Source organism: Enterovibrio qingdaonensis, from assembly GCF_028683135.1.
Lineage (GTDB): Bacteria > Pseudomonadota > Gammaproteobacteria > Enterobacterales > Vibrionaceae > Enterovibrio > Enterovibrio qingdaonensis.
The window spans coordinates 170,406-188,608 of record NZ_JAJUBB010000004.1; the positions used below are offsets into that span (position 1 = coordinate 170,406).

General features: G+C 45.4%; 17 protein-coding genes. 12 read left to right on the forward strand and 5 right to left on the reverse strand.

Annotated elements, in window-relative coordinates:
* Positions 1–23 precede the first annotated feature (23 nt).
* From LRP49_RS07805 to LRP49_RS07815, 3 genes are all read left to right on the forward strand, one after another.
* Complete coding sequence (locus LRP49_RS07805) at positions 24–1,058, forward strand: SEL1-like repeat protein (protein WP_274141412.1); 1,035 nt, start codon at positions 24–26, stop codon at positions 1,056–1,058.
* Between the two features lie 313 nt (positions 1,059–1,371).
* Positions 1,372–2,604, forward strand: a complete 1,233-nt coding sequence (locus LRP49_RS07810; RefSeq protein WP_274141413.1) for an NAD(P)/FAD-dependent oxidoreductase — start codon at positions 1,372–1,374, stop codon at positions 2,602–2,604.
* Positions 2,605–2,707: 103 nt separating this feature from the next.
* Complete coding sequence (locus tag LRP49_RS07815) at positions 2,708–3,991, forward strand: dicarboxylate/amino acid:cation symporter (RefSeq protein ID WP_274141414.1); 1,284 nt, start codon at positions 2,708–2,710, stop codon at positions 3,989–3,991.
* A 114-nt stretch (positions 3,992–4,105) separates the two neighbouring features.
* Here the strand turns inward: LRP49_RS07815 and LRP49_RS07820 are convergent, their stop codons facing one another.
* Both LRP49_RS07820 and LRP49_RS07825 read right to left on the reverse strand, forming a co-directional pair.
* Positions 4,106–5,005, reverse strand: a complete 900-nt coding sequence (locus LRP49_RS07820) for a Gfo/Idh/MocA family protein (protein WP_274141415.1) — start codon at positions 5,003–5,005, stop codon at positions 4,106–4,108.
* A gap of 20 nt (positions 5,006–5,025) precedes the next feature.
* On the reverse strand, positions 5,026–5,343 hold the full coding sequence (locus LRP49_RS07825; protein ID WP_274141416.1) for an antibiotic biosynthesis monooxygenase family protein: 318 nt from the start codon (positions 5,341–5,343) through the stop codon (positions 5,026–5,028).
* 170 nt (positions 5,344–5,513) lie between these two features.
* Here LRP49_RS07825 and LRP49_RS07830 point away from each other — a divergent pair, with 170 nt between their 5' ends.
* From LRP49_RS07830 to LRP49_RS07840, 3 genes are read left to right on the forward strand one after another with little or no spacing between them, the layout of a single operon-like run.
* A complete protein-coding gene (locus LRP49_RS07830; protein WP_274141417.1) occupies positions 5,514–6,506 on the forward strand; it encodes an ABC transporter substrate-binding protein in 993 nt (330 codons plus the stop codon).
* Between the two features lie 26 nt (positions 6,507–6,532).
* Positions 6,533–7,276: an ABC transporter permease gene (locus LRP49_RS07835; RefSeq protein ID WP_274141418.1), complete on the forward strand. Its 744-nt coding sequence runs from the start codon at positions 6,533–6,535 to the stop codon at positions 7,274–7,276.
* On the forward strand, positions 7,273–8,013 hold the full coding sequence (locus LRP49_RS07840) for an ABC transporter ATP-binding protein (RefSeq protein WP_274141419.1): 741 nt from the start codon (positions 7,273–7,275) through the stop codon (positions 8,011–8,013). The genes LRP49_RS07835 and LRP49_RS07840 overlap by 4 nt, the downstream gene beginning before the upstream one ends.
* 64 nt (positions 8,014–8,077) lie before the next feature.
* Here the strand turns inward: LRP49_RS07840 and LRP49_RS07845 are convergent, their stop codons facing one another.
* Together LRP49_RS07845 and LRP49_RS07850 are read right to left on the reverse strand one after the other, a co-directional pair.
* Entirely contained in the window at positions 8,078–9,595 is a 1,518-nt protein-coding gene (locus tag LRP49_RS07845; protein WP_274141420.1) for a hypothetical protein, read from the reverse strand.
* A gap of 48 nt (positions 9,596–9,643) precedes the next feature.
* On the reverse strand, positions 9,644–10,132 hold the full coding sequence (locus LRP49_RS07850; protein WP_274141421.1) for a cupin domain-containing protein: 489 nt from the start codon (positions 10,130–10,132) through the stop codon (positions 9,644–9,646).
* 143 nt (positions 10,133–10,275) lie between these two features.
* Between LRP49_RS07850 and LRP49_RS07855 the strand changes: the two genes are divergently transcribed.
* Positions 10,276–11,631, forward strand: a complete 1,356-nt coding sequence (locus LRP49_RS07855; RefSeq protein ID WP_274141422.1) for a PAS domain S-box protein — start codon at positions 10,276–10,278, stop codon at positions 11,629–11,631.
* A 227-nt stretch (positions 11,632–11,858) separates the two neighbouring features.
* On the forward strand, positions 11,859–12,401 hold the full coding sequence (locus LRP49_RS07860; protein ID WP_274141423.1) for a 4Fe-4S dicluster domain-containing protein: 543 nt from the start codon (positions 11,859–11,861) through the stop codon (positions 12,399–12,401).
* A 64-nt stretch (positions 12,402–12,465) separates the two neighbouring features.
* Here the strand turns inward: LRP49_RS07860 and LRP49_RS07865 are convergent, their stop codons facing one another.
* On the reverse strand, positions 12,466–13,926 hold the full coding sequence (locus LRP49_RS07865) for a phospholipase D family protein (RefSeq protein WP_420791532.1): 1,461 nt from the start codon (positions 13,924–13,926) through the stop codon (positions 12,466–12,468).
* A gap of 212 nt (positions 13,927–14,138) precedes the next feature.
* On the opposite strand from LRP49_RS07865, the gene LRP49_RS07870 reads away from it, so the two are divergent.
* The 4 genes from LRP49_RS07870 (at position 14,139) to LRP49_RS07885 (ending at position 18,179) form a co-directional block, all read left to right on the forward strand.
* A complete protein-coding gene (locus LRP49_RS07870; RefSeq protein ID WP_274141425.1) occupies positions 14,139–14,534 on the forward strand; it encodes a DUF2750 domain-containing protein in 396 nt (131 codons plus the stop codon).
* 217 nt (positions 14,535–14,751) lie between these two features.
* Positions 14,752–16,179 (forward strand): CHASE2 domain-containing protein, encoded by a 1,428-nt coding sequence (locus tag LRP49_RS07875; protein WP_274141426.1) that lies wholly within the window; start codon positions 14,752–14,754, stop codon positions 16,177–16,179.
* Complete coding sequence (locus LRP49_RS07880; RefSeq protein ID WP_274141438.1) at positions 16,176–16,547, forward strand: hypothetical protein; 372 nt, start codon at positions 16,176–16,178, stop codon at positions 16,545–16,547. The genes LRP49_RS07875 and LRP49_RS07880 overlap by 4 nt, the downstream gene beginning before the upstream one ends.
* Positions 16,548–18,179, forward strand: coding sequence for a M48 family metalloprotease (locus tag LRP49_RS07885; RefSeq protein ID WP_274141440.1), 1,632 nt, complete (start codon positions 16,548–16,550; stop codon positions 18,177–18,179). It begins immediately after the preceding gene.
* The last annotated feature ends 24 nt before the right edge of the window (positions 18,180–18,203 follow it).

Consider the following 18,203-nt stretch of genomic DNA (forward strand, 5'->3'; position numbering starts at 1 on the left):
CAATAAGGAAGTTAAATACTGTCATGCCAGTTTTAAACAGAAATAGTTTTCTCTTCCAGTTTTTAGTGCTGTTAGCTATGTTTTGGCAGCCACCGGCAAATGCCGACGCTTTGTCAGCAGAAGCCGCTTATCAAAAAGGCAAAATCCTACACTTCCAAGATAAATTTGAAGAAGCGGAACCTTATCTGCTCCAAGCAGGAGAACAAGGTTATCCAGCCGCCTATTTTCTAATAGCTAGTTCCGGTCATATAAATCGATTTTTTATGAGCAATAAAGAATATAGATTTAAGAAGCTAGCAGCAGAGAATGGACATTTGATATCAATGATTAGTTTGACGATGGAACGCAGCAGTAGTCCAAACAAATCTTATTGGAAAGAACACTTACTAAAAATACTAGAACCTCATATAGAAAATAGAAACCCGCTGGCTATTCAACTTAAAAACTATGCAACACCGTATACTGCCAATGAAGAAATATATTACCTAAAAAAAGCAGCCTATCCCGGCTATCCCAAGGCACAATTAAAATTGGCCCGTCGGTATGAAAGTGGAGAAGGTTGGTTCTTTCTTCCAGGCAGTCGAGAAAAGGAGGTTGAAAGACTTTATAACGCAGCCGCACGCGGGGGTTACCATGACGCAATCTGGAACAACGGTATTAACGCCATCCAAGAAGGAGAGGTGGATAAGGGATTGGAACTGCTAAATCCCTTATTTGAAAAAGGTGATGCGTCAAAAATGTACACATTTGGCACTTTAACAGCAGGCATTTCTGCAGCCGGTCCAAACTGGCCTTATATCGACAAGTTGCTGGGCACTACTTATACAAACATTGTTGCAAGCTCAATGTCAGAGACGCATGAAGACATGTATAGCTTTATGAACGGGGAGGCCAAGGCTGAACTCACCGAAAAAGAAAACCAACAAGTCGAGAAAATGACTGAGGAATATCTCAAAACCCACACCGTCTACAAACAAGATGGCCTTGATGAGTACGAATATACCGTTGACAACCTTCACACCGCATTGGAACGCTGGGGCGGCAATGCCATTGAGTAGGCTTATGTTTTAAATAGAAATTGTCTTTTCATGTTATGTTGGTAGACCCTCGTTAAATACAGGCTTAATAATTCTAAGAGGGTTTATCAATGCAACACTATCTATCACTCACCAACTCCTAGCCCAACGCCATAATCACACCCCTCCATTATTACCATTTGGTAATAATGATTTGCAGATTCACGCGATTATCAATTCTTCCTTACTCAATATAATGCCGCCCTTCCGTTTGTTCCGTGATGTCATCTTCACGGGCAAACACGCAGATTTTTTGGCAACACCCTAGGTGCTGCAACAGTAATTGGAGAGAGCGATGTCGAAAATCGTTGTAGTAGGTGGTGGTGCGGCAGGCCTTGAGTTAGTCACTCGTTTAGGCCGACGTTTTTCTCGTCGTGGCGAGCATGAAGTGGTGCTGGTTGAACCCGCAAGTCACCATTACTGGAAACCACGTTTGCATGAAATAGCAGCAGGTACGTTCGATAACGAATTAGATGCGGTCAGCTACCTGCAACATAGCTATTGCAACCAATATCGCTATGTTCAAGCCTCTATGGCAGATCTAAATCGTGAGAATAAATCCATTGAGATTCGTAACAGCGACGGCCAGCTTTCAACGCTACATTACGATTATCTGGTGATTGCCGTTGGCGCAGTAAGTAACGATTTCAAAACCGAAGGCGTAAGCGAACACTGTCTGTTTTTGGACTCTGCCGATCAAGCGCAACAGGCGTGGGAGCAAATAAACCCACTACTAAAAGCTGATGGTCAACGTCATATCTCTATCGTCGGTGCAGGTGCGACAGGCGTAGAGCTCGCTGCTGAGTTAGCCAAAGTCAGTCAAAAGCTAAAACGTTACCGCCACGATGCCGACTTGAAAATCACCTTAGTAGAAGCCTCAGACCGTGTGCTTCCGGCCGGTCCAGCGTGCATGTCACAAAAGGTACTGAATTCACTCGTTCAACATGGTGTAGACGTTAAAACAAACACCCGAGTGAATCGTGCAGAGAAAGGCAAGCTCGTCACTGATCAAGGTGACGTTCTCACCGCTGACTTACAGCTATGGGCGGCAGGCATAAAATGCGCCCCTTGGCTTGCTTCGCTCGATGGTCTGGAAACCAATCGCTTAAATCAATTGAAAGTGGACTCAACGCTTCGCACCACGCTTGATGACAGCATTTTTGTCATCGGTGACAGTGCTGAGTGCCCGCAACCTGATGGTGGCTTTGTAACGCCCCGCGCGCAAGCAGCTAACCAAGCAGCAGGACATCTTGCTCGCCAACTGCGTCGTTTGCTAAACGGAAAATCCATGATGCCATTCATTTTTAATGATGGCGGAATGGTCATCGCAGTTGGCCACAATTATGCGGTGGGCAGCTTGATGAATAACAAACTGATTGTTCGCGGTCGCTTCGTGCGTAACCTTTACGACACCATATTCCGCCTCCACCAGCAAATCCTGTTTGGGTGGGGTCGCGTCGCTGCCCTTGTTGTGCTGAAACGGGTTAAAGCTTCACTCAACCCATTTTATAAACACAACATTTCTTAAGACGAGTCATTCCCACAGAGAAGCGCAAAACGCTTCTCTGTGTCTTCTTGCTTGCTTTTCAATTTCGCCTTCCCGCGTGTAATAACTATTCGGAATAACAATAATGTGGAATAAATTGCGTCAATCACTTCCCTTGCAATTGCTGTTTGCAGCCGTAACAGCGTGGGGGATCGCAAGCCTGTTCTCCTTTGATAGCAATGTGGCTGAACAAGGCTGGTACCAATTCATCATGCTGGGTAAAACCACCTATTTGGGCTTACTGAAAATGGTGGTTGGCATTGTGGTCATGCTGTCATTGCTTCAGGGGATAACCAGTATTGGCTCGACCATGCGTTTAAAGAAAATTGGCCGTTCCACTCTGTTGTTTTATAGCTTTACGTCGTTTATTGCGGTCAGTATTGGTTTAGGGGCGTCATTGCTTCTTCCTGCTTGGGAGCCCCTCACGTCTGCCGTACCGGTAGGCGACAATGTCACGCTAATCAGCGCGGAAGCGGCAAGCGGCGGAGCCATTGCCGCCAAATTGTTGAACATGGCGTTGGTCAATCCGATTGCTGCGTTGTCTCAAGGCAACTTGCTCGCCATTGTGCTGTTCTCGTTTTTGCTCGGCATGGCGTTGCTTTCTTCTCTGCCTGAAAAACACCCTTTGTTTGAGGTGCTGAGCGGCTTAAACAAAAGCGTGAATACCCTTGTCAGCGGGATCATCCGTTTGGCACCGTTGGCGGTTTTTTCCATCGTTTTTGAATTCACTGTGTCGGGTAACAGTTCGCTGTTTAAACAATTGGCCATGTTCGCGTTGTTGGTGTTTACCCTTACCGCGTTTCACGGTGCGGTCGTACTGCCAAGCATTGCCAAATTTGTTACGGGCATCAGCATCAAACGTCTTTTTAAAGCGTTGTCCGCTCCGATGGCCATGGCTTTTGCAACCTCATCAAGCTCAGCCACCTTGCCCCTTTCAATGCAAACTGCGGAGCAAGAGTTAGGGGTATCGCAAAGCACCAGCAGCATGGTGTTGCCGCTTGGTTCAGTCATGAATATGGACGGCACGGCGTTGTTTGAGGGCGTGGCGGCGATTTTCCTCGCGCAGCTATTCGGGGTTGATCTCACGACAACTGGCCTTGTGATGATATTTATTATGGCGATGGTGTCTTCGATTGGCGCACCGGGTATGCCGTCGGGTTCTATGTCAGGTATGCAGATGGTGTTGTTGGCAGCAGGGATCCCGTTGGAAGCAATTGCCATTCTTCTGATTATTGAACGCCCTCTCGATACGTTTAGGACAGCGGTCAATGTGGAAGGGGACTTAATTGCCGCGATTGTGATTGATAAGTGGCAACAAGATGAGCGCGCGGTCAACCAAGCTGACAGTCAGTATACCCTCGCCCAGTAAGATCTAGGTGTCTATTCCGCCTAGACATACGCCCGCCGGATATACCGAAGCAAAAAGACCCAAATAAGATGCCTGTGAGAGCGAAATGCTTTCACAGGCATTTTTTCATGCAACCTAACGAATGTGTTCAACCAAGCTGTCACAAAATACATGTGTCGACAAATTGCGCTGTTTTACCTTTTCATCCATACGGCCTGATGCCACGACATTCACCCAATCTTCCAGCATGGCTTTAAAACCTTTGGATTCCAGCGTATCGGTCCAATCTGCAAGCTCAACAGTTTGAGTGGTGCCATTCTCCAATTTCTCGCCACGCAAGAAACCGCTAAATTGATAGGCTTCATTCTCAAAGGCCATTGACACTGACTCACAGGTTTTGCCAAACAGACGATTCATTTGGCCATTAAACAGTGTGCCGTTTTCTTCCCAACTGAGGTTAATCATTGCGATGTCATCGCCCGATTTCTGACATACGATCTGAATGTCTTGCTGGTCAATTTGCCCATAGATATTGAGCGAATCAATCACGTGGATCATGTCATCAAAGACGAAATCCTGTGGCGCGCCAGTAAGATTGAGACGATGCTTATGCCAAGTTAATGAGCGGAGATTTTCTCGACCCACCAGCTCTTTCCAAAGCGGAATATAGCGGCGGTTAAATCCAACAAACATAGGAACCGATGTTTGCTCAGATAAGTCATGAAGCTTTTGGTATTCGGCAGCATTCAGCGTAGCTGGTTTATCAACGAAAACAGGAATGCCTTGCTCCATGAAAAATGAGGCGATAGTGGCATGGCTCTCGCTGCTGGTGTGAATCATCACCCCATCGATATTCATGGTGATCAACTCGCGGTAATCGCGACAGGTTTCTGCAATACGGTATTCATTGGCAACCGCAGCCAGTTTTTCTGGGTTTCGTGTACAAAAGACTAACTCAAGACTAGGCATACGAGTCAGTAAAGGAAGGTAGGCTTTAGTGGCAATATCACCCAAACCGATAACCGCTATTTTCATTGATTTTCATTCCATTAATTTTAAAGACTGTACTCGCGCTCGACTTTCGCTATTCGCGTCGTGAACGCGGCGTACCACTTATTCCGTCCCAATTTTTGTGCGTGTAAATGTTCCGCATTCACTTTCCACGCTTTTATCGATTCAAGGTCTTTCCAGTACGACACTGTAATGCCTAACCCATACCTCACGGATTCAACACCCAGAAACCCCGGCTGTTGCTGTGCAAGTTCCACCATGCGATCCGCCATTTCTGCGTAGCCTTCTTCTACTTCAGTGCGGAGATTGGTAAATATCACGGCGTAATAGGGTGGCTCAGGCGTTTTTGCGATATCAGACATGGGTATTCCTTTCCCGTAAAATAGCGTGGTGACAGCTTACTGAAGGTGAAAACCAAATGCACTTTTGCAACAACAGCAAAGTGTTTTTTCGTTATAAAGTAGCATTGCGCATACATCAATATCTGCCTAGTTTTAAATCAGCATCCCACAAATCAAAGGGTTATTTCGTTATGCTCGCCCTGTCACCTATTGCGCTATTTCACGGTCTCTGCAGAGCTATTGTTCTGATTGTGCTCTCTTTCCCTGCGTTCGCAAATGAACTTCCTGTTGTGAAAGTTGGCGTGCTGAAGTTCGGTACCATTAATTGGGAAATGGATGTCATCAAGCGCAACAAGCTCGATGAAAAAGCGGGATTCATTCTGGATGTCACGCCGCTAGCGTCCAAAAACGCCTCTTCAGTGGCCCTGCAAGGTGATGCGGTAGATGTCATCTTTTCAGATTGGGTATGGGTAAGCCGCCAGCGTGCAGCGGGTAAAACCTATACCTTGTCACCCACTTCGGCAACCGCAGGCGGCTTGTTCGCCTCTGACGATATTACGCTCGCTTCCCCTTGTGATATTGAAGGGAAGCAACTTGGCATTGCTGGCGGAGCGGTCGATAAGACCTGGCTGCTCTATCAAGCCTATTGCAAAGCAAAGCACAACATTGAGATCAGTGAACTAACAGAACAGCAGTTTATGGCCCCGCCTTTACTCAACAAACTCCTGATGCAAGATAAATTGCCAGTCGGTATTAACTTTTGGCACTACGGCGCAAGGCTGGAAGCGGCTGGTTTTCAGCCCGTTATCAATCTCGACCAACTTGTTCAAGGACTGGGAGTTGACGCTCAAGTTCCCATGTTGGGTTGGGTGTTCGACGAAAATTGGGCAAAGGCCAACCCGGAATTGGTATCAGCTTTTCTAAAAACTTCCGCAGATGCCCGCGCTATCTTGCGCTCATCCGATGAAGAGTGGGACATCATTCGCCCTTTGACTAAAGCCCAAAGTGATGACGTTTTTAATGCACTAAAAACGGCATATAGACGCGGCTTTTCAGGCACATTCGGCAAACAGCAACAGCGTGCTGCTGGACAAATATTTGAGATTCTGGCGAAAGAAGGTGGCCCCAAGCTGGTTGGTAAATCAAATACCTTGAGTGACGGTACGTTTTGGCTGTTGCCCTAAACTGAGCGAAAAGGAATCGCAAACGCGTGCACTTGCCCCGTCCCAAACGCCTTATATTGCCGTTTTTACTGCTGATTGCATGGCAGTGGTCAGCCATGTTGGTCAACAGTGCCGAATACCCAACACCCCATCAGGTTTACGAGGCCTTGATCTTCGAACTCGTTAACGAGCAGATGCTCTATCACCTCGGCATGACGCTTTGGCGCGTTTTTCTGAGCTTTATCATCTCTATGGTACTCGGGGTAATTTTTGGCATCATGATGGGGCGATTCCCTAAGCTGAATGAGCTGTCTGACCCTCTTCTCATCCTAACGTTGAATATTCCAGCCCTTGTCACCATTTTGCTTTGTTATTTGACAATTGGCCTTGTCGAAGCAGCGGCGGTTACCGCCGTCGCCCTCAACAAAATCCCGACCGTCGTCGCCATGATCCGTGAGGGTGCAAGAATGATAAATGAGGATTTAATGGACGTCGCCACCGTCTTTCGGCTTTCGCCTTCCTCGCGCTTCTTTAACGTTTTTCTGCCTCAACTCTACCCCTACATCATGGCATCAGCACGAACCGGTTTATCACTTATCTGGAAAATTGTATTGGTCGTAGAGCTATTAGGGCGAAGCAACGGCGTTGGATTTAAGTTGCATACCATGTTCCAATTTTTCGATATCGCTGGCATTCTCGCTTACACCCTCGCCTTCGTCACCGTGATTTTTTTGCTCGAAGCCTTGCTCTTCCGGCCATTAGACAACGTGGTGCAAAGGGGGCGAATTTGATATCAATCGCGCTCAACATCAATCACAAAGCATACCCCTGTGGTGCCGAGGTCATTAAAGGCTTAGTCGGTCATGTACAACCCGGAAAGATCACTGCCATCATTGGCCCTTCTGGCTGCGGTAAGTCAACACTATTGAATATGATTGCTGGGCTTGAACATGCCATTGAAGGAGACATACGTTTTGAAAACCAAGACAGCGAGACGCCTCGAATTGGCTATATTTTTCAAACCCCGAGGCTAATGCCTTGGTTGACCACAGAAGAGAACCTCGCTCTTATCTGTGGAAAGAATAACCCCAACATCAAGGACACCCTTGAGGCGATGGGTATGCTTGATAAACGGCATAGTTACCCCGCCGAACTGTCTGGCGGCATGCAACGCAGGGTCAGTATCGCTCGCGCCTTTGTTTACAATCCTGATTTGTTGCTCTTGGACGAGCCATTTACCTCACTCGATGCTCCAACGGCAAACCAGCTTAGGCAACAATTGTTGGCCCTCTGGCAACGTCAACAATCCACCATGGTGTTTGTGACACACGATATCCGCGAGGCGGTCATGCTCGCGGATGAGATTTGGTTTATGAGCCGCTCACCCACCTCTATCATCCACACGGTTAATATCGTGCAGCCTCCTGAAAGGCTGTTAAACAGTGGCGATGGGGTCATCAAAGCGGAAAATCTCATTACCACGTTACTTTCTCGCCACCCAGATCTACTCAGCGGAACGATAAAATAGCGCAGAAAAAAAGCGGGCGTTAACTGCATACCCGCTCCTACCTTCGCTCTTTTTCTCGCTTCAGTTATTGCGTAATAACCGGACGACACGTGCTTTGTTCGCTAGGGATCATCCCTAACATCGCATTGCCTTTAGGTGGTTCGTTGTATCCAACGGGTTCAGGCACCGCGGAGTAAGTGAGTGTTAGCTGTTCAGGGACCTGTTGGCTATCTGGGTTTTTAATCCCTCTGGACGTGTTATAGGGATCAGTGAAAACGCCATACTCTCCTGGCTGCATTTTGTAGGTCACCGTTTCCGTACCAAATCCGGCATTTGCTAAATATTTGCTATCGTCCGTCCAAGGACGCCCATCCAGATTGGTAAAGAATTTAATGTCGACAAGTACAGCATCGCAAAGTGGAGTGACTTCCTCATATTGAGTTGGCCAGCCTGCACCACCTGAGGTGTCGGGATAACGCCCCCAATCTCCTCCCTTTAATGGACACGCACCGCCAGCCCCAAACACTGCACGATTGGGGTGATGAACACCATAAATAGGTAAACCTATCGCCTGCCCTTCACCGCCGCCTAACAAGTTGAAGCGAGGCGTCATCGTAACTTTGTTTTTCAGCGTACTCGGGTCAGACAAGGAAGCGTAATAGTCGCCATCAGGCCTGACATACTGATGGTCGTCATTGTTCACATTGTCATAAACCGCCGTCACAAACAGGTATGGCTTATTAAAAAATGTTCGCTCTACCAGGTAATATTCCACCTTCGTTTTGGACGGGTCGATTGCTTTCCACTCGACGTGAGACGCGTCTTTGCCTTCCTGACCGGTATTAATCCAGGTATTCGCATCCGGGAAATGGTCAAGACGGAGAACATTGAGGTAATTTTCGGTGACATCCAGCCCTGCGCGCTTACCCAAAGGACCTATCTGATTCGCACCATCTTGGCTGAATGCAAAATCCATTGCCTTTTTGGCATACGGATAGTCATTGGCAGACATGGTGCAGTACCAATTAGAGAGATCAATTGGCTCGTGATTAACATATTTACCGTTAAAAATGGGGTGAGAAATAGGAAGGTCAATATAGTTAAGGTGGCCGCTTTCACTCAATTTTTGATCGGGATACTTATAGCCAGACCAGCTTTCATCCTCCAAATAGTAGCCATATTGATTACCTATTTGTCTGACGGAATCTTCGGCGTATAAATCACTATCCGCCAGTAAGCCTTCTGCACCACGTCGTCGATAGAGTCTTACATTTCCACTTTCATGAACCCGCCATAAACCGTGCTTGCCTTCACCTACCATGGTAAACACTTGTTCCATGATATTGACGAAGCGGTACGTCGAGTTGGTGTTCATGTATCCCATATACACGGGAAGATGCGGAATTTGCGAATGAGTCCGGTTCGGGCGCCCTACGCCTAACAAGACTTTCAAGTTGTTATCTGCCGCGATGTTTTGATCGCTGGTGTAGAAAAAGGGGTCATTGTTAGTCAGATCAGTCAGGTTTTGGTTGGCGAGTGCGTTACCTCCTAGTGCAAGGGATGTCATTACAGCAAAGGTAGATTGTGCTAGGGATACTTTCATGTCCTTCTCTCCCTAATGTCCTGTTTCTAGTGATATTTCTCATGTTATCTAGAACAACTTCCTTTGGCCGCAGGCGTATGCGAGTCCAGAATCATCCGTCGAGAATGTGATTGTTGACCCTTTAGGGAAGAACAGAACGTCACCTTTTTCGCCTTTAACGGTTTGGCTGCCATCGGAGAAATAAATATGGCCATCCAAAATTATTTTGCTGTCGTCATAGTCGTAGGTATAAACAAGCGGTTTGCCCTTTTCCATTTTGAAAATACCGCAAGAAATTGGGGCGTTAGGATCTGAAGAGCCGACAATATCTTCAAAATATGCGTTTACACCTGGCTCGTTCATTGAAGCAATTTGCATTGATGTGACATCTTTAAATATTTTGAGACTTTTGCTATCCGTGGGCACTTCAACGCCATGCGCAAACGTGCTCGCCGCAACAAAATTAAAACATAACGCCATGATTACACTTATTTTCATAACTATCTCCAGTAATAAATAAGCCTTTTTTATGCTTTTAATTTCATAGTAAATATCCATCTAAACCGTATGACAATCTATATAATTAAAAAAATTACTCGTCAAGTAATATATTACTCAATATGAAATAGTCCTTTAATATCCAATACTTCATGCTAATATTTTATTTTGCTAATCTTCGATGATGCCGCTTGAGGACAGTGATGGAACACAACAACTTCGGCGAACGTTTGAAATCCTTGCTGAGAAAACAGAAAAAAACACAGGCACAAGTTGCACATGCCATTGGAACATCGATCCCTTCTGTTAATCGCTGGACCAAAGGCGGGCAGATCGAATACAGCAACCTCAGAAGCCTCGCCCAATACTTAGACGTTAATTGGATATGGCTACGATATGGTGATGAGGCGATAGAAAGCCTTCAACAAATACCGAATGGGGATACCAACGCAAAAGACAGCCGCCGTGAATATCTAAACCAAATCATGGACAGCGAAGCGAGGATGAGCCAAGCCCTTGAGATGGCTGATATTATTACATGGGAGTGGAATGTACTTACTGGCTCTGTCGACTGCTCATCGAATGCGTCTGACTTCTTTGGCGTAGAAGAAAATAACCTGCCTAACTGCATGCTGCCTTATGCCGACATGTCTATCGAAGAATTGCTTTCGGTCTTTGGGGCTGATGAACCCCACACATGGGATTTTTCCTCTGAAACATCTCAAGGTGCTCTCAAGTGGTTTAACTCTAAGGCTAAACTCTATTTTGATGCGTCAGGAAGGCCAACCAAGGTGATTGGAATTTGCTCTGAGATCACCACAAGAAAAGAAGTTGAAAACGCACTGGAAAAAAAAGAACTACTGCTTAGGCGCATTCTAGAAACTATTCCTGTTGGCTTTTGGGGAGCAGACGAAAACGGCATCATCAACCTTACTAATCCAGAGGCTGAGCGTATATGGGGCGGCTCTACATTTTCAAAGCTTGAACATTACCTAAATACACAGAGTTGGAGCACGAGTGATGGCCATCAATTGGAGGCGTCAGAACGGCCACTCGCTCGAGCAATTGAACTGAAAGAAGCCACCGAACCTGTCGTAATGACAATAAAATCGCTCGACGGAAATTTAAAAACCATTTTTTCCTATGCAGCCCCACTTTATAATTCTCACAATGAATTTCTAGGAGCATTTGAAATAAATCAAGACATAACAAAAATAAAAAATAATGAAATTAAGTCTCTCGAAAATGACATAGAAAACTCGCTATACTACGAACGTTGTGATTACGGTAGTTTATTGATAAAAAATGGAAATATAATCCGCGCGAGCCGATACGCCCTCACGCTTGCAAAGAAAAAATCAACAAGCTTGCTGAACCTTGAATTGCTATTTTCCCAAAATACCGTTCTCGAAATTGATCGTATCGCACTCAGCGAAACCCCCCATCAAGTGCATTTGACTGACTATGGTCGCGATAAAGACAAGTGCTTTCAGATTTACATATCTTCGTTGCCTCACGCGTCTGGGCATTACACCGCCATCGTGTTCTTTGCACCTTAGTCCTCCCCTCTCCACCCTCACGTTAAGGACTCCTAGATAGAAGGTAAAATGGGCGTATTTTTTCTCGAATTCATCCTATCCCGATACCGCGCAAGCCTTTGAAGTAGTAGAATCCGCCGCATTGTCCGAACAAAATTTGCTGAGTCGCGGCTTTGTCGCCACCCCCGGCTTTTTTCAACGCAGTGCCCCAATCCCTGTATCGTCAAATCCAAGGCTGTTATCCGGTTATGAGAGAAAAAGATGAGCGCTATTACCATGCGCAGTTAAACATTCAGCAATGCAGCCGTAGGGGGTTATTCCGAGGACTTTGGTCAGGTGTTAGCAAACCGATGAAAGCGTCCGCCACGGTGGTTGCTACTCGCTCTGCACCTCGCCCACCCACCGCGGTAGAAGATGCATTGTTAGTAAGGCTTTGTAACCAATGCGGTGAATGTGTCGCAGCCTGTCCGCAGCATATCATTGGCCTTTTCAGCGGCCTGCCTGAACTGGCCCTCGATGCCAATGGCTGCAACGAATGCGGTGAATGCCAACGTGCCTGTCCTACCTTGGCACTTGCATCGTCAACAACATCGACAGGTGCAAAAGCGATAGCGTCTGGCATGTGTATTCGTCAAGTCGGTGCTGAGTGCGATGATTGCTCAGCGGCATGCCCCCATGGAGCCATCACGCTGACGCCTCGCGGCATTGAGATAAATGCTGACACCTGTAGTGGTTGCGCACAGTGCCGAATTGCTTGCTCTACCAACGCGATACACATGACCATGCGTTAACCTCTTAAAACGCAAAAACCGACGCTTATGCGTCGGTTTAAGGTTCGTTTGAAAACGTGAAACATCACAGCCAATTTTCAATTGGCAACAAACCGCTCAGCCAAGCCCCGCTTCTTAGCAAGAATCCAGCATCTGGCTCTGAGTCAAATACCTCCCCTGTGCCTACGTCTCGCCACACCAGTTCATCGTCTTCGATTTCCAGCTTGTAAGCACTGGTGACCAGCAATCCTTCCAAGCCTTGCTTCGCCTTTAAAACGTATTCAGGATGGTCAAACACCACTGCCATTTCAGTATTTAGATCCGCGGAACGAGGGTCCATGTTCATTGACCCCACAAACAGTTTTCGGTCATCAAGCATCATGACCTTCGCGTGAAGGCTAGAACGACTGCTGCCCGTCACACTCCACTGGTGCTCAATTTTAGCCTTGGCTTTCATTTCCCAAAGCTCAATACCCGCCTCAATCAATTCTTTACGGTATTTGGCATACCAACCATGAACCGCAAACACATCGTTTGATGCCAACGAGTTAGTCAGGATCACAATTTGCTTGCCTCGTTCCGCTGCATTAACCAGTGCCTGTGTCCCTACTTCGGTGGGTACAAAATACGGTGAAACGATCACCGCCGTGTGCTCTACGTTAACCAATAGTTCAACGAGGCCATCGATCATCTGGCTTTGTCCATTGTCGACCTTTTCTGGCAAGTCATACAATAACTGCGCGTCCCCCCAGTTCAGCGCAATGTGGTTGTTACGTATGTCTTCGTACAATGACAAGGTTTCAAAGTTATACGTATCACTGGTGAACTGGTGCTCAATTTCAGACACTTTGCGCCACTTGGCGATATCTTCCCGGCTTGGCACTCGATCACTCTTTTGAATCCACGCCATTGGCACTGAAAATCGGCTGTTCCAATACGTATCAAATTGGACTTGTGTTTCCTCAACGACAGGACCGTTCATCAACACATCAAAATCGCCGAACTCAACGTCCGATTTAAACGAGAAGTATTCATTGCCGATGTTCCGGCCACCAACAACGGACACAACGCCATCAGCCGTCATGGATTTATTGTGCATACGGCGGTTTAAGCGATCTCCGTCGGTGATCCAAGAAAGCATACGAAGATATCGATATTGATGAGGGTTGAATAAGCGCACTTCGATATTCGGGTGTGCGTTAAGATAAGCAATGTCGCTGTCTTTTCTGCTTTGCATATCATCCAAGAGAAGACGAACTTTCACACCACGTTCAGCGGCTTCATAGATTCGCCATATCAAAAGTTGGCTCGTTTCGTCGTCCCTGAAAATGTAGTACTGCACGTCGAGAGAATGCGACGCTGACTCAATCATAGCGAGTCGAGTCAGCAGCGCATCATGCCCTGTTTGAAGCGGAAAAAAACCAGAGTAGTTCGGGGGGATATTTTCTTCAGCCTTAAAAAACGCAGCCAATGATGATGAGGCGTGGTATCCAGAATGATACGTTTCCACTTTGGGTGTTAGCGAGGAGTCAGACTCACATCCCATTAGGGCGAAGGCAAACAGCGCAACGAAAGAGAGCTTTTTCAACGAAATGAATCCTTTCAATGAGTTGAAAACAAACTATCACAATCTCATTCAACGAGTGAGATGGATCAGTCCATTTTTGAGCACCTGCGCAGACGAAGTGAACGCTCTCCCCTTTCTATGGCTTCTGATATACTCTCTCACTACTTTTATAGCCCGTGTGGAAATTCAAAATGGCAAAGACATTGACTCAGGATCGCATTGCAGAAATCCTGAAACTCGACGTTGACCAGCGTTACAAATACTTGGTGAAAGAAGTCGTTGAGAACCGTGAAATTTGGATCCTGACCGACGAACACGGCTGCGTAATGCTGAACACAGAAGAAGAAGACTGTGTGCCAGTATGGCCAAACGAAGAGTTCGCGCAAGAGTGGGCAACGGGCGAGTGGGAACACTGTAAACCAGAAGCGATTGGCCTGAACAAATGGCACAGCCGCTGGACCAATGGCCTGCTGGATGACGAATTGTCTATCGTGGCATTCCCGAACACTGATTTGGAAGGCGTTGTACTTTTCCCAGACGAATTCGATTTCGATCTGACCAGCTTGGCGAAAAAGCAAAAACGCTGATTTTTGGTTGCGTTAAAACACGAAGAGCGGGCTTTGCCCGCTCTTTCTTTTTTTGGCTTCTAAACTGCAAATTTTGACTGTCTTATCAGTTGGGTGTAATTGATAAATCAAACAAGAATCAGAAGTCAGATTGCGAGCAGTAATTTATATATCCAATATGAAATTATTGGTGACGTTGACCTAAGTTTTTACTTACTGTCAATTACTCACGAATAACATGTCTGTTTTTCTAAAAACCTTATTTACAAGCGTATGTATCATAGCGATGTTTGTCATAGACCCGCTAGGGATTAGGGTTTCTGCGGAAAAACACTATGAAGATCATATACTACGCCTACTTTCGCCATTTTTTAGCGAGAAAGTATCTAATAAAGTAACCGTCATTCTGATCGATGAAGCATTTTTAGAAAAAACAGAACGCTTCCCCGTAAATTACACAAACCTTTCCAGACTATTAAAAGTCACGGGGTATCATCAACCTAACGCCGTTTTTTTTGACATTCTTCAACATCATAAACATTCAGATCGATTTGAGCGTTGGCTAAAAACACTAGATAAAACCAACTTCCCAGTTTTTATGGCAAGCGACCCTGAGTATGATTCACCCACGCGCTTAAAAAACCCAGACTCCATACGAAGTCAATTAAATGCAGTTTCCACGTTTGTCTCTGTGTCTTGGAGTGGAGAAAAACATTATTATCCATTGTCTGTTACTGCTTATGAGCAAGACATACCTTCTGCAGCTCTCGCACTATATCGTGTCTATTGTGAAAAGATGGCTTTGAAATGCCAGAAAAACCAAACGAATAGTTCATATGAAAACTCAATGGTAATCCAATGGACCAATAAATTTGACTCTCATCAGAACAAGTTCAGATATGTAGGTGAAGCCTGCAACGCATTACCTAAAAGCAACATCGGAAGTATGTTTGAAACACTGTGGACGCTATTGGTGCAAGGCCTGATACCTGAAGAAAAACTAGATGATAAGCTTCGAAATAAATGCCCACCTGTGCTGACGATTTCTGCCCACTCTTTGATTCAACCTGGGGCGTCAAAATCCCCGATACTGAAAGAAGCAATCCAAGGCCGTTTAGTACTTTTTGGTTACCACTTAAGTGGTGGTACAGACACTGTAATTTCTCCTGTGCATGGAAAGCTTCCCGGCGTTTATAATCACGCTATGGCACTCGAAAACCTTCTTGAAAAAGGAGAAAATTATTGGAATGTCCCTGCTTCAACGGGATTCTTTAACCTCAGTATTGCTGACATCTTCGAAATTGCTATACAAATCAGTGTTCTATTTACCGTTATTTGGTACCGATATTCACATTTGGAAACCAATGATGCTTCTCAAGAAAGTCTGTTATCAGGTTTAAAGCCAGTCATATTTGTTTCTCTTTTGATCTTGCTAACTATCCTATTTTCCGACCAGCTTTTAGATATAGGGGTATCAAATTGGTACGCACTTCCACTCATTCTTATTCTCGATATACCTATTTTCTTCTATTTCATGTTGGAGTCATTAAAGAAACGAATGCAGGTCATTAATAAAGTAGCAGTCAGAAAATCGAAGGTCAGATTTCTTTTGGTAAAACGAAGAGTTAAACGCAAACAAAATGTCATTTTCAAGGAGGCAAAATGAAATATATCTTTATTGCAGTAGCATCTTTAGTTGTACCGCTAACTCAGGCCATTGCCGCTGACGACGATGTAAAAATATTAAAATTCCTGATGAGTGAAGTAGAAATATGTGACGAAAATTACAACTGTTTAGATGTGGAAACCAAAACATTACCCGACCCACAAAAAAAAGCCATTCCGGTAGTCGGTTATGACAAGAATGAAGGAATGTTGAAGTTTGTCGTAGAACAACAGGAGAAGTGGGTTCACCAAACAGAAGTCGAGCTAAATAGGAAAGCAGAGGCATCCGTAATCTGCACTAACCAGAAAATTTCGCGGAAAAGTGATAAAGAAGTTTTTGCCACTTATGGACTTGGGGAGGGATGCTAGATGCTTTTAAAAGCTTTCATACCAGTAGCCACTCTACTATTGCTGTCAGGATGTGGGCTGGCAACCCTTACAGGTAGCACTTACGAATCCTTTGATGGGAAATTCATTGAACAAGAAACCAACAAAGAGAAAGAGATAGAAAACACAGACTCAAGCAAAACAGCTAACAAGCAACCGCAAGAGAACGACGTCTCAATCTCTGGTATCCGTGCGGCATCAGACAAAGACTTAATGAGAAACCCTTACGCTCACAAATACCTAAATAAAATACTCGACAGGGTGGTAATTGCTTGGGGAAAGGAACTGCCAAATCCAGTTTATCTTTCAATCACCACTGATCGCTCGTACACAGCAAGTGCTAGCAACGACACCATTATGATTTCACTCGGTGTACTGGCAGATGCTGAGTCAGAAGATGAGATTGCATTTATTATTGCCCACGAACTATCGCACATTCTGCTCAAACACAATGAAACCAATGAATATTTTGCTAAGCAAAAAGCACTGGTATCCAAAGCCGCAAACGTCGCAATGGTGACGGCGAGTTTACAGGATGTAAATACGACTAAAACCACAACTGGTTTGAAAGTAAACTTTGTCACCTCTGAAGAAACAGCAGGCCAAGTCGGCGACATCTATCGTACTGGGTTGACCATCAACAGACTCAGTCGAGATATAATTAGCTCATCAATGAGCCGATCTGACGAAGATGAATCTGACTTGATGGCTATAGATTTGATCGCCAAAGCAGGATACTCCCCTTCAGCTTACCAAGATGTTATGCAGCGTATGGCCAGCAGTCAAACGTTCAACGAAGCACAGCTAGCTGCAAAGAAACAAGACTTCCAAAGCTTTGTCAGTATGGCATCTGAAGCCAATAAAAAAATATCTGGGCTAAATACTGAAACGCTACTTTATATGGCCGCAAATGAGGCGTCGACGCGTCTACTGCAGAGCTTTGCTGACAGACATAACTCCCCCGAAGAACGCGAAATCGATCTCGCACATTATGTAAAACGTGAATACAGAAAAGAACGCAAGAGAAGATTGGATGAACGCTCGCTTGAAAAGAACCTAAACTCCGGTAGCAGTATAGCCATAACTGAGAATTATTGGTTCGCTTCTGAGGCATTTCGAGCAATCGAAGCGGGCAATATTGAACAAGCTGAAAAGCTAGCTAAGAAAGCAGTGAGAGGTAAAACCAAATACCACCCCTATCCTAGATTAGCGTTTTATACAGTTCGCCTTAAACAAGGCAACTCTTCCAAAGCACTTGCGAACTTGAACCTAATTAAGCACTGGGACTATGCCTCCATTCAAACCTTCAATTTAGCAGCACAAGCGTATCGATCTGTAGGCAAGCCCAAACGCGCTAAGGATGTGCTGGATATAGGCTCAAAATCATTGGGGGTGGAAATGCCTTTCTACCCAGAGTACATACGAGCTTATAGGGAACAAAATAACAACAAATTAGCGACCCAATCTTTTAATGCCTGCAAGCAAATATCAGAAGATAACATCATAGAACAGTGCTATGAGGCTGCAGGTGTTCAAAGATCACCAGATGAACGAAAAAACGGGAGTGGTGTTCTCGGTTTTTTGGACTCGATGACAAGCCTTGTAGAGATGTAAATTATCAACGTATCCAAACACAAA